This window comes from Allorhizobium sonneratiae (assembly GCF_023700755.1).
In the GTDB taxonomy this organism is placed as follows: domain Bacteria; phylum Pseudomonadota; class Alphaproteobacteria; order Rhizobiales; family Rhizobiaceae; genus Allorhizobium; species Allorhizobium sonneratiae.
Genome location: NZ_JAMKOJ010000005.1, coordinates 82,293 through 95,918, shown reverse-complemented (window position 1 = coordinate 95,918; position 13,626 = coordinate 82,293). Strand labels below are relative to the sequence as shown.

Annotated in this window: 7 protein-coding genes; 4 read left to right on the top strand and 3 right to left on the bottom strand. The window is 56.9% G+C overall.

The features are described from left to right. The first annotated feature begins 45 nt into the window (after positions 1-45). Complete coding sequence (locus NAC44_RS10980) at positions 46-633, top strand: tRNA-specific adenosine deaminase (protein ID WP_250940729.1); 588 nt, start codon at positions 46-48, stop codon at positions 631-633. 11 nt (positions 634-644) lie between these two features. After that, positions 645-1,472 (top strand): nucleoside triphosphate pyrophosphohydrolase, encoded by an 828-nt coding sequence (gene mazG / locus NAC44_RS10975; protein ID WP_250940728.1) that lies wholly within the window; start codon positions 645-647, stop codon positions 1,470-1,472. A 122-nt stretch (positions 1,473-1,594) separates the two neighbouring features. Here the strand turns inward: mazG and NAC44_RS10970 are convergent, their stop codons facing one another. Next, positions 1,595-2,701, bottom strand: coding sequence for a TQO small subunit DoxD (locus NAC44_RS10970; RefSeq protein WP_250940726.1), 1,107 nt, complete (start codon positions 2,699-2,701; stop codon positions 1,595-1,597). Positions 2,702-3,213: 512 nt separating this feature from the next. Between NAC44_RS10970 and NAC44_RS10965 the strand changes: the two genes are divergently transcribed. Further along, entirely contained in the window at positions 3,214-4,305 is a 1,092-nt protein-coding gene (locus NAC44_RS10965; protein WP_250940724.1) for an ABC transporter substrate-binding protein, read from the top strand. A 30-nt stretch (positions 4,306-4,335) separates the two neighbouring features. Here NAC44_RS10965 and NAC44_RS10960 read toward each other — a convergent pair whose 3' ends face one another. Both NAC44_RS10960 and NAC44_RS10955 read right to left on the bottom strand, forming a co-directional pair. After that, a complete protein-coding gene (locus NAC44_RS10960) occupies positions 4,336-4,656 on the bottom strand; it encodes a 2Fe-2S iron-sulfur cluster-binding protein (protein WP_250940723.1) in 321 nt (106 codons plus the stop codon). A gap of 231 nt (positions 4,657-4,887) precedes the next feature. Then, positions 4,888-5,256 (bottom strand): Hpt domain-containing protein, encoded by a 369-nt coding sequence (locus NAC44_RS10955; RefSeq protein ID WP_250940721.1) that lies wholly within the window; start codon positions 5,254-5,256, stop codon positions 4,888-4,890. A gap of 616 nt (positions 5,257-5,872) precedes the next feature. Between NAC44_RS10955 and NAC44_RS10950 the strand changes: the two genes are divergently transcribed. After that, positions 5,873-13,096 carry an apolipoprotein A-IV repeat region-like domain-containing protein gene (locus NAC44_RS10950; RefSeq protein WP_250940719.1) on the top strand — a complete coding sequence of 2,408 codons (7,224 nt, stop codon included), beginning with the start codon at positions 5,873-5,875 and terminating at the stop codon, positions 13,094-13,096. Positions 13,097-13,626 lie beyond the last annotated feature (530 nt).

Genomic DNA, 13,626 nt, shown 5'->3' with positions numbered 1-13,626 from the left:
GGAGAAAGGTGAAATGGAGCAAATCCTGTTTCCGGAGGAAGAGGCATGACAGAGACGAACCTCACGACCCGCCTGCTCGACGTGATCGAGCATGACATCATCCCGCTGACGGAACAAGGTGTGCAACGCGGCAACAAGATATTTGGCGCAGCGATCTTGCGCAAATCCGATTTGTCTCTGGTGCTGGCCGAGACCAATAACGAACTGGAAAATCCGCTCTGGCACGGCGAAGTCCACACGCTGAAACGCTTTTATGAGATGGCGGAGCGTCCGGCGACCTCGGAGCTGATTTTCCTCTCCACCCACGAGCCCTGCACCATGTGCATGTCGTCAATCACCTGGGCGGGGTTCGACAATTTCTACTATTTCTTCAGCCATGAAGACAGCCGCGACGCCTTCGCCATTCCGCATGATCTGAAAATCCTCAAAGAAGTCTTCGGGCTGGAACCGGGCGGTTATCGCAAGCAGAACGCCTTCTGGAAGAGTTTCGCCATCGAAGACATGATCGAGGTGGAAGACGATTCCCGCCGCGGTCGGTTGCTGGCGCAGGCACAGAAAATCCGCAGCCTCTATGACGGGCTTTCCGGAACCTATCAATCCGGCAAGAGCGGCAACGACATTCCGCTCAACTGAGAGAAAAGCCCATGCTGCCCTCCAAGGACATTTCTCGTCTTATCGAGATCATGGCCGCCTTGCGCCAGCCGGAAACCGGCTGCCCCTGGGACATCGTGCAGACCTTTGAGACCATCAAGCCCTATACGCTGGAAGAGGCCTATGAAGTGGCCGACGCCATCGACCGCAACGATCCGGACGATCTCTGCGAGGAACTGGGCGATCTTCTGCTGCAAGTGGTGTTTCATGCCCGCATCGCCGAAGAGGCAGGGCTGTTTTCCTTCGGCGATGTGGTGGAGGCCATCACCCGGAAAATGATCCGCCGACACCCGCATGTCTTTGCCCGTTCCGACGCCGATACGCCTGACAAGGTGAAGGCGCAATGGGATGCGATCAAGAAAGAAGAAAAGGCCGAACGTGCCACCCGCCGCGCGGCCCGTGGCACGGCGGAGGTGCTGAATGCCGGCCATCTCGGTTCCGTACCGCGCAATTTCCCGGCGCTGACGGAAGCGCTGAAGCTTCAGGAACAAGCCGCCAAGGTCGGTTTCGACTGGGCTGAGGCTGAACCGATCCTCGACAAGATCGAGGAGGAAATCGGCGAATTGCGCGAGGCATTGCAGACGGGGCAGCAGGACAGGATCAAGGACGAACTCGGCGATCTGATCTTTGCTTTGGTCAATATCGGCCGCCACGTCAAAAGCGAGCCGGAAGAGGCGCTGCGCGGGACAAACCTCAAATTCCGCCGCCGCTTCGCCTATATCGAGCAGCAATTGTCTGCGGCGGGCGAAAGCCTGACCGAGGCCGATCTCACACGAATGGAAGCGCTCTGGCAGGAGGCAAAGACTGGACCGGCGACCTGACAGCCTCGGAAACAAGCTGCTCTTCCTCACGACAGCCACCCGCGTTTAAGCCCCCGTGGACAAGAAAGCAGGTCGCAGTGAAGAAGGTTCACTGCGACCTGGTATTTCAGTAACCTGATATGTCAGTCATTGACAGCGATCGCGGTTTTCTTGCCCTCGATGTCATAGAGGGTCAGGGTCAGCGGCGTTGACGTCTTTGTTGCCGTTTCAGGCAGCGGGAAGCCAAGATTTGCCTTGCTGCCAAGTTCGCAGCGTACACCATAGGCAACCACCTTGCAGGACGACCAGGGTGCATAGGTATTGGCGATTTTGACGAAACCCTTCTGGGAAAGCTGAGCGGCATTGTAATCGAAGATTGCGCCCTCCTGCCCCTTTGCAGAGCTTGGTGCCAAAACCGCCCGCACAATGTAAAGCCCTTGTGTGTCGGGACCGGCATTGACATAGCTGTTGACCGATAGAAGACCGCCAGAAACGGTGGCATTGGACAGCATCATGTGCGGATAGCTGTTATCGATGCGCTTTCCCAGAGGGCTGACGATACCGTCAAAATTGTAGCCGTAAAAAAACACGGTGAAGATGAATGCAGCCATACCCAGAATGGACGAAATCCGGATAAAACCTTTCCGGTCAACCGGCAGCGGCCCGCTCGTCAGCCACAGACGCAAGGCGGATGGCTGTGTCTTGCTGCGTGAGAGCATCCAGTTATCCACGGAATAGGGACCGCTACCGGCCATGAGTGTCACGCTGGCCATGGCAAAGCCGTTGGCGGCCATGGTCCATTCATCCAGGCATGTCGATCCCATCCATCCAAAGATAATCATCAGGGCCGTTGCCAGGCCAAGACCGAGAATGGACATGAAACGGGTGGCAAAGCCGACAATCAGGCCAACACCGACCACCAGTTCGACAAGGCTGAAAAAAATGACGGCAAACTGCAAAAGCGCCGGCATGCTGAGCAACCAATGCAAAATGCTCTCCACCCCGAACGCTGCTCCGGGCGCCGCGTGAACAAGCTTGTTGCCCAGATATCCCGGGGATGTCGGATCAATTTTCTGGGTTGCATAGATAAACCGTCTAGACGCTCCGCCCCAATAAACCCAGCCGAGAACAAGCCGGTTGGCAAGAACCGCAGCCCCGACGATCTGCCACATCGACGTTTCGCTTATGCTTGATTTGCGACCTTGTGCTGCCGATATCGAACCGACAGCGCCGCTCTCCAGGGAAACCATATTATCGTTACCTTTCTTCAGGTTGCATCTTTCTTCAGGTCTGAATCACGCACACTATTTATTTAAAATATATAATTAAATATAATTTATATTATAAAATTTCAGACATGCATTATATTCTATATTAACGGGATTATCAGGACAAAGATAACGCTATCAACCACGTCTGCAGGCGAAATTGTTTCAAGCGCTGCTCATGTCTGCTTTATGAGCTGAAGACAGATTATCATCGGTAACCATAGCAGCTTTGACTTACATCAAAAGGAAACAATTTCGTGTTCACGCCCCTTTTCCGGCACGTGGAGAGGTGAAATCATAAGGGGACGCGCCGTTTTCATGATTGTGAGATTTGCTCACGACCGTTTCGCCCACAGGAGACACATGCCAGAATCAAACGACAGGGAAAAACCCCGGCGACAGTTCAGACGAGAGTGAAAACGCCTCAAGCGGCTTGTTCTCCAGCACTGAATGCGCCAGAACTGGCAGGACACGTTCAGAAATCCGGTCTTATTATGTTTATCGATGTTTTACGCCAGAAAGGTGCGGTCTGCATCACCATGGCCTTTGTGTTCGCCGCCTCTCCATCCCAGGCTTTCACCATCGGCGTGGTGGCACCAAAGGGGGGAACTTTTGCCATTCTGGGCGATGAAATCCGAGCTGGTGCGAATGCCGCAGCCGATTCTCTCGACATGACTGTCTTGCCGATTGACGAACCGTGCACAGATGGCAGCGCCGACACCATTGCCCGTAAATTGCTCGCGGCGAAAGTGGATGCCGCCATCGGTTTTCTGTGTAGCGAAAGTCTGGAAGGCTCGCTGGCCGCTCTGGCGCAGGCCGATATCCCTGCCCTCACGCTGTCCATTCGCGGTCAGACCATCATGGACGATGCTGTCAAACACGGCTGGCCACTGTTTCGCATGGGGCCATCCGGCAGGGACGAGCAGGATAAGATTGTTGACGCCATTGTCGGCAACTGGGCCAGCGATGCCTTCGCCATCATCGACGATGGCACGATTGGCGCACGCTCACTGGTGGATGTCATACGCCAGCCGCTCGAAGAGCGCGGCATGAAACCGGTTTTCACCGACACCTACCGGCCTGGACAGGACCAGCAGATCGCCCTGGTGCGGCGTTTGCAGCGCGCAGGCGTCAGTCATGCCTTCATCAGCGGCGACAGAAACGACATCGCCATGATTGCGCGCGATGCCGGTTTAGAAAAAATTCCTCTGACCATCATGGGAAGCGACGCACTCAGAGCGGCAGACGGCGCTGTTCCCCTGCCAGATGGCGTACTCGCCATTACGCTGCCCGATTATGCCGACCTGCCAGAGGCCAAGGACGTTGTCGCAAGCCTGCGCAGGCATTCAACTGAACCGGATGGCTATACATTGCCAGCCTATGCGGCAATTCAGTTTCTCGCCGCCGCCGACACAGTCCGTCACGATCAGCAGATCGGCTGGGATGCAGCCATCAACAAAACCAAAACCCGAACCGTAATCGGCCCCATCAGCTTCAGCAGCGCTCATGAGATGACGCACAACCCGTTCCAGCTTCTGGAATGGCGCGATGGCCGTTTTTACAAACCCAGCCGCAACGCGCCATGAAGCCTTTGCCAGATATCACTGAGACATAAATTATCCCTGCCGTTCCGGCACATGGACGACAAGTCCGTCGAGCGCATCCGTCATCTTGATCTGACAGGACAGACGTGAATTGGGCCGCACATCTGTGGCAAAATCCAGCATATCTTCTTCCATCGGCTGCGGCTGGCCGGCCGCAGCCGTCCAGGCATCGTCGACATAGACATGACAGGTGGCACAGGCACAGGCACCGCCACATTCAGCGTCGATTCCGGGCACTGAATTGCGCACCGCATTTTCCATCACCGTCGAACCCTTGGCCACATCGAGATCGTAACGGGTGCCGTCAAAGGCAATAATGGTGAGTTTCGTCATAGGCCTGTCCTGTTGTCGTTCACATGCCTGTGGCTGCCCGTAAAACAACCATCAGGCTCTGAACGACCCGTGTTCCACGATTTTTAAACCCGGTCAACCGGAGGAAACACCATCTGGACCAAACCGGTATACTCAATCATGTCAGCACGGCACTTCCCTGCCCTGTATCAAAACAGAAAAGATGCACCATTTCGGCACATACCCTGCGTCAAGCATAAAAGGACAGTTAGTTTAGGCTCGAGACAATTTCAGAATGAAATTTTCCGCCTCGATGACAGAAAGCGTCACGGCTGCAATGCGCGATGCATCAGCCCCTTTCGCCTCAATCTCAGCAGCAATGGCAGCCACATCGAAAGCGCCAACCGCATTGGCCGCGCCTTTCAGCCGATGCGCTACAGCACCTGCATTTTCCCCTTCGCGCGCCAACGCCTGCAGGCAGGAACGAGCCTGTTTGGCAAACATCTGAAGAACTTCCATTTCCAGGGTCTTGTCACCCATGGTCTGCGTGGCAAGATGCACGAGATCGATTGGTCGGCCCTGCTTTAACGCACGCCCGGAGTCCATTTCCGGGGCCTCGAAGGCAATGTTGGGAACAGCCATCACATACAATCCTTATTTAGTCATTTCTTTTGTTATCTTTGACCATGCTTCTCAAACCTCGGAATGGGGTTAAATTCTGTCTGACACAGCGATAAAATTTTGATATATGGTTAATTTCCGTTAAAATCTGATAAATTTCGTGTTTTCGAGCCCGTGATCCTTTAAATTATGTTAATAAGCCTGAGATCACCACAGGATAAGTCCCGGAATTAATTGTATCCTCGCAGGTTATGTGTCACTACGGAACGAGTGGAAATTTGTCCATGGCACGGGTTTTTGCCGTTCCGGCTGCGTGGTGCTATGGATAGGCTGGGGCCGAATACGGTCCGGCGACAGCTGACTGGCGCAACGGTTAAAGGCCTGCGCGGCAGACGTGGCCGATACGCCTCGAGCTTTGTGCTAAGGCGCGGTACACTGGGTCGCCGAGACGGGAGACGGTTTCAGCCGCAAGGCCGTTTTAGCATGAACGGCATAGTGGGATTGTTCTGGTAGAACGGCAGCAAAACACCGTTCCTGCTTTCGGACAAAATCCTGCTTCAGTAAACGGATCCGCACGGAAACCGGTTGGTATCCACTGAGGCGTCCGGCATGAGTTTGGTGTTAGCGAGGCGTACCTATGGCGAACAACAAGACAAGCGAGTCGATCGACGATAGCGCTTTCCAGGCCCTTGAGGCCGCCTTGAGGATCGACTTCGAGGACGATGACGACGATACGCCAGTCCAGCAGCCAGCAGCGGCGCCAGAAGCAGCCAAACCGGCAAGTTCGGCAAAGTCTGCCGCAACCAAGCCTGCCGCAAGGGAAGCCCTGACAAAATCGCAAAAGCCGGTAAAAACTGCAGCCGAACCGAAGCAGAAGCAGGCGCCGGCAAAATCGCCTTCGCTTGCACCAGCCAATGACGGCTCGCGCCGCAGCCCGACGGCTCTGATGAAATCGCTGGAAAACGCCTCCGGCGGCGGTCACCCCATGCGCAATGCCACGATCGTTTCCATCCTGTGGGCAGCAGCCGGTTTCGGCTTTGCCCAGTTTATCTACGGATCGTCGCTGTGGACCGGCGGTGCCGCCGGTCTTGCGGCCAATCCGGGTCTGGTGGCCCTGATTGTCGGGACCATTCTGCCGGTTTTTGTCTTCTTTTCCTTCGCCATCATGATGTCGCGCGCGCAGGACATGCGCAATGCCGCACGCTCCATGGCTGAAGTTGCGTTGCGTCTTTCCGAGCCGGAAACCATTGCCAGCGAACGCATCATGTCGGTCGGTCAGGCCGTACGCCGTGAGGTCGCGGCCATGAACGAAGGTATCGAACGCACCATTGCCCGGGCAAGCGAGTTGGAAACCCTCGTCCACTCCGAGGTCAACGCGCTGGAGCGCAGCTATAGCGACAATGAAATGCGCGTGCGCAATCTGGTGCAGGAACTGTCTGCCGAGCGTGACGCCATCGTCAACCATGCCGACCGCATCCGCTCCTCGATTGTCGGCACACACGATCTTCTGAAAGAAGAGCTGTCGCTTGCTGCCGAAGAAATCGGTGTCCGGCTGGCCACCTCCGGCGAGGCTTTCGCCTCGATGATCGACACCAGAGCAGCCGCTATTTCAGAAAAATCCAATGCTGCTGTTGGTGCACTGGATCAGCTTCTGTCGTCGAAAGCCGATGACATGGTGCAGACGCTGAGCGCTGCCGGTTTCTCGCTCTCCAACGAATTCGATGATCGCCTGAAATCGTTGACATCGACCATGTCGGACCATGGCGATGCAATACTGAAACAGTTCGAAACCCGCGCCACCACGTTGAATGCCAGTGCAGAGAAGCTCAATCTCGCGCTGAACGAACGGGCCAAGCAGCTCAATGAAACGCTTGCCGCCCGCACCCGTGACATTACCCAGGGCTTCAACGACGGCGAGGCGAAAATTTCCGGCAGCCTGACGGAGGCACTCAACCGACTGAACACGTCCCTGGACGAAAAATCGGCCTCCTTCCGGCAAAGTCTGGAGACCAATGCCGAAGACGCCATGGTCGATATCGAGCTCAGAACCGGTCTTTTCGAAGATCGGCTTAAAGCAACGATCGGCCAGATGAACACAACATTCGACGATCGGATGAACGAGTTCGCCAATGCCTTCGACAGCCGCGCCGGAACGCTGGATGGCAAGCTGCATGACAGTCTCACCCGTATCAACGAGACGCTTTCGGGCGGATCGACGGCCATAGACGGCATTCTGACGACCTCGCTCGAGCGGCTCGGAACCACTATGACCGATCATTCCCTGACCCTTGCTGCCACACTCGGCAGCAATCAGGAGGTGATGACCAGCGCCCTTGCCCGCCATTCCCAGGAACTGGCCGATGCGCTGGAACTGCGCCGCCAGCAGCTTGACAAGACGATTGCCCATGCCCAGACCCGCATCGACCAGATCATGGCCGAGCGTAGTCAGGCCTTGAACGACAGCCTGAACTATAGCCAGACACGGTTCGATGAGACTCTGGCCAACCGTTCCGGTGCCATTGTCAATCAGCTGTCCGAAAGTCAGGAACGGATTTCCGGTCTGCTGACAGAAACCTCCGGCTCGATCGTCGAGGCCGTGACGACGACGGAAACACGTCTTGCCGAGACACTGAACCAGACGGCGCGCACGATCGTTGAAGCAACGGAGGGTGCAGATTCCCGTCTGACAGCCGCGTTTGAAGGCAAGGCCGAAGCCATTCGTGCCGCCTATGAAGAGGGTGAATCCCGCCTTACACGCACACTTGACACCAAGGTCGAGCAGATTGCCGATGCCGCAAACGATGCCGACATGCGCCTTGAACTGACGCTGGGCAGCCGCATGGATGCCATTCGCGCCGTCTACGAGGAAAACGAAGGACGTCTTGCCGGTACGGTTGACGCCAAGCTCTCCGACCTCGCAGAAACCCTTAACAATGCCGACAGCCGTATCGAACAGGCGCTGGGTTCCAAGGCTGACGCCATGCGTGCGGCATTCGAAGAAGGTGAAGGCCGTCTTGCCCGCACACTCGACAGCAAGGTCGAGCAGATTGCCGATGCCGCAAACGATGCCGACATGCGCCTTGAACTGACGCTGGGCAGCCGCATGGATGCCATTCGCGCCGTCTATGAGGAAAACGAAGGACGTCTTGCCGGTACGGTTGACGCCAAGCTCTCCGACCTCGCAGAAACCCTTAACAATGCCGACAGCCGTATCGAACAGGCGCTGGGTTCCAAGGCTGACGCCATGCGTGCGGCATTCGAAGAAGGTGAAGGCCGTCTTGCCCGCACACTCGACAGCAAGGTCGAGCAGATTGCCGATGCCGCAAACGATGCCGACATGCGCCTTGAACTGACGCTGGGCAGCCGCATGGATGCCATTCGCGCCGTCTATGAGGAAAACGAAGGACGTCTTGCCGGTACGGTTGACGCCAAGCTCTCCGACCTCGCAGAAACCCTTAACAATGCCGACAGCCGTATCGAACAGGCGCTGGGTTCCAAGGCTGACGCCATGCGTGCGGCATTCGAAGAAGGTGAAGGCCGTCTTGCCCGCACACTCGACACCAAGGTCGAGCAGATTGCCGATGCCGCAAACGATGCCGACATGCGCCTTGAACTGACGCTGGGCAGCCGCATGGATGCCATTCGCGCCGTCTACGAGGAAAACGAAGGACGTCTTGCCGGTACGGTTGACGCCAAGCTCTCCGACCTCGCAGAAACCCTTAACAATGCCGACAGCCGTATCGAACAGGCGCTGGGTTCCAAGGCTGACGCCATGCGTGCGGCATTCGAAGAAGGTGAAGGCCGTCTTGCCCGCACACTCGACAGCAAGGTCGAGCAAATTGCCGATGCCGCAAACGATGCCGACATGCGGATTGATCTGGCCCTTTCCGGCAAGGTCGACGTGATCCGTTCCGTCTTCGAGGATGGAGAAAACCGTCTCTCCGGCGTGATAGATCAGAAGCTTGACAAGTTGATCGAAGCGGCAGACCAGACGGACAACCGTCTGGAGCAGGCATTCGGATCACGCGCCGAGGCTATGCGCAGCGTTTACGAGGCAGGCCAGGAACGACTGACCCGCACTCTCGATGCGAAAGTCCAGCAGATCAGCATGGTTGCCGCCGATGCTGACATGCGGCTCGAGCTGACGCTTGGCAACCGCATGGACGCCATTCGCTCGGTTTACGAAGACAATCACGGTCGCCTGTCAGAAACCGTTGACGCCAAGCTCTCCGAACTGACTGAGACCCTCGGCCAGGCGGATTATCGTCTTGAGCGGGCTCTCGGCGGCAAGGCCGATGCCATTCGCAGCGCATATGAGGACAGTGAAGCCCGTCTGGCGAAGACGCTTGATAGCAAAATCGAGCAGATCGCGGATGCTGCAAACGATGCCGATATGCGGATTGAACTTGCTCTCTCAGGCAAGACTGACGTGCTGCGTTCAGTCTTCCAGGATGGAGAAGCTCGCCTATCCGGCGCAATCGATCAGAAACTCAGCCACTTGATTGAAACGGCCAGTGATGCGGACAGCCGGATCGAGGCCAGTGTCAGCAACAAGGCCGAGCAGATTATCGGAGCTTACGAGCGCAGCCAGATGCGGCTCGACCAGTCGCTTGAAACCCATACAAGGCATCTTGCATCGACCCTTGAGACGAATGGCGACAGGATCGAAATGTCACTCGGCGCTGGCGTTTCGCGCATAGAAGAAGGCCTTTCGAGTGCAGCGCATCGGCTGCAGGACAGCTTTGAAACCAATCATAGCCGTCTGCGCCAGACCCTTGACGAGCGGGGCAACGCCATTGCCACCACGCTTGGCCAAGCCTCGACCAATATTGAAAATACACTTCAAGAACAGGGACTTGCTATCGGCGCAACCATTGCTGCAAGCGCCGGAATGCTGGAAATGACGCTTGAGGAAAAGCAGGACAGCCTGCGGGCAGCAATCGAAACCAGCAGCCGTGATCTGGAAGAGCGCCTGCGCGGCTCCGCTGGTGCCATCGCTGGCCAGTTCAGCGAAGCCGCACAGGGCATTAGCCGCACGGCAGAGGAGTTTTCCACACGGATTGAAGGTTCCATCGACAGTGTTACCCACCGCCTGTCCGAAACAAGCGGTCGGATCGAGACAAGCCTCAGCTCTCTGGAAAATCATATCCAGAACAGCCTGGAAGGCGCAGATGTCAAGATCACCGAAGCCGGTGAAAAAGTCGCTGCCAAGCTGTCGGACAATATCGCCCATCTGGAACAGGCCAGCGACACGGCTGCAAGCAGGCTGGAACAGACGCTGGGGGCGGCAACCGACAGGGTGAACGAAACCTTCGACACCCGCACGAGCCAGATTGATGAACGTCTGACTACGATGAACCGCGCGCTCACCATGGGCCTGCAAAGCGTGAACGACACAATCGAGGGCAAGGCTGCAGGTCTTGCCTCGTCTCTGCGCGAGGCCGTGGCCGGCACCACCCGCGAGATGGACAGCGAAGCCCAGCGCGCCGCCGAACTGATGAGCCGAACAGGCCAGCAATTTGCCGAGACGGTGAGCGCCCGCAATGAGGACTTTACCCGCACGGTTCGCGAACAGTCTGAGGATCTGAGCCGCCGTCTGGGCGAGACCCAGAACCGTCTGGCCGGTCAGGGTGCCCTTCTCGCCCAGAGCTTCTCCGAAGCAGGCGACGCCATTGTGCGTAAGGTTGCCGATGCTCAGACCACGCTCACCAGCAAGGCGGAGACAGTGGCAAGCTCTCTGAACGAAGCACAAAAGGCGCTGAACGAGCGCGCTGAAGCCATTCGCACCACACTGTCGGCCACCAATGAGGACATTGCCTCGACCTTGTCTTCAGTGGACAAGGCCCTCGATGCCCGTGGCAACGCCATCCGCGCAACGCTTGATGAGCGTACTCGTGACCTCAACTCGATGCTCGCCGGACGCACGGCTGAACTGTCGCGCCTGATCGATGAAAAGGCCAGACCAACGGTTGAGCAGGTCTCCGAGGTGGGTCGTGAAGCTGCCGAGCGTATCGCAAGGGCCGGAGAGCAGAGCGCCAGCCTGTTGCGCCAGGAAAACAATCAGCTTGCCGATCAACTTGCAGCGCGTGCTGCCGAAGCAGCCCGCCAGATGAACGCCACCGAGCAGTCTCTGAGTACAAGCGCCACCCAGATGATCGAGCGGATTTCCGAAACAAACCAGTCGCTTCACACAACGGTTGAGCAGGCTGCACGCTCTCTCAACGATGCCGATCGTCAGTTTGGTGCAACAACCGATCGTCTGGCAGCCACCACCAGCAAGGCTGCGGATGTGCTGGGTACATCGGGCCGTCTGCTGGAAAGCAATCTTGAACGACTCTCGGCCGTTTCCGATCAGGCGCTCAATCAGGTTACCAGCATTGTCGGTCGCTTTGGCGACCACACCAAAATTCTCGGTCAGGCTTCCGATCTTCTGGCGGCAGCCCAGTCCAATCTGGCCGGCACTCTGGAGGAACGCCAGCAAGCTCTGCGTGATCTTTCCATCGGTATCGTCAAGCGGTCGGAATCGATCGAGCAGACCATGCAGTCCCTCGCTGGCATGGTGGCGCAGGCCTTCGATCAAGCAGAAAGCCGGTCCATGCAGGTCACCGGCAATTTGCGCGGCAGCATCGAACAGTCCTTCTCCGATATCGGCCAGATTCTCGGTGAAACCGAACAGCGTGCCAAATCGACTGCAAGCTCGATGCGCAATGCCCTTCTATCAGCTGGAGAGGACGCGACACGCTCGATCCAATCCACCCTCAGCGAAGCCGAACAGCGTTCTGCCGATCTGGCAAACCGACTGCGCGGTGGCCTGTCCGCATCTCTTGCCGATGTTGACAAAATTCTTTCCGAAGCCGGTCAGAAATCGGATGGAACGGCACAGAAGATGCGCGATGCGGTTCGTCAAGCCGTTGAAGATGCCCTCAACCGCTTCTCAGGTGCAACGGATGAAATCCGCCGTGCCGCTCAGGATATCCGCCAGGAACTCGACATGACCCGCGATGAGTTGAAGCGCGGAGCATTCGACTTGCCGGAGGAAGCCAAGGAAAGTGCCGGTGCCATGCGCCGTGCGGTCGCCGAACAGATCAAGGCACTGCAGGACATTTCCCAGTTGGTTGGTCGCTCGGCGCAGCAGCTTGAAGTGTCAGCTCCGCAGGCCCCACGACAGGCCGCTCAGCCTGCGCAACCACAGCGCCAGCCTGACCGTCGCCCGGCACAACAGCCTGCCTCTTACACCAGCGCACCGGCAGCCCCTGCCGCCCAGCGCCCCGCCATTGCTGCGCAAACACCTGCGGCACAGCCTGCCGCAGCACGCCCGGCAACGGATATGCTCGGTCTACGCGGTAGCATGTCCAGCGATCAGGCATCCCACAACTCCGGGCCCTCTGAACCTTCAGGCGGCTGGATCAGCGACCTGCTGCGCGGCGCCTCCCGTGAGGAGCAGACCATTACGTCGCCCTCCTCCCGCACACGTCCTGCCGAACCGCCACGCAGCAACGATGCACGCAATCCACGCCACATGGTCGAATCGCTGAACTCGCTTTCCGTCGATATCGCTCGCGCCATTGATCACGATGCTTCGGTCGATCTGTGGCGTCGTTACCAGCGTGGAGAACGCGATGTCTTCACCCGGCGGCTCTATACTCTGAAAGGTCAGCAGACCTTTGATGAGATCAAGCGTAAATATGACCGGGAACCAGAATTCCGCACGGCTGTTGACCGCTATATCGCTGACTTCGAAAAGCTGCTGACCGACGTATCCCGCACGGATCGCGACAAGAGCGTCACTCAGTCTTATTTGACGTCCGATACGGGCAAGGTTTACACCATGCTCGCCCATGCTGCAGGTCGCTTTAATTGATCGGTTTGAAACAAAAGCCCGATGATCAATAGTGTCTCGAGTGCTGATCGGAAGGTGTCGCAGGCGATCTAAAATGCTCTTGGGGCCGCAATGTGCACGATGGCCTTGATTTTGGCGAAGACAACTGCGTTGAGATCAAAGTCCGGGGGATAGGAGCAGGAAATGGAGGCTTGCTTCCATTTCCCTGGTGGCGGTTTTAGCCGCCGTTGTTGCAATTGCTGCACAGCGCTGCGACTAAAACATAATTCCTTAAACCGGAATCGGTTTAAGGAGAAAATCATGCAGCAGATTTAAAGCGTTACAGCATCTTATCTGCGCTTGATACAACGCACGATGCTGCAATAGCGCAATCAGATCACCAAAATAAAGCCGTCCCATGACATCTCACAGGACGGCATACAAGATATCTCTTCAGAAGCGTGATCAAAACCAAATCATGTGCATAAAAGAGTACTGAAGTCTCAGTTATGAGAGCTTTTCAGTATTTAACGGAACACTGAAAAGCTCTCACTCTTTGTTTTTCCGCATTT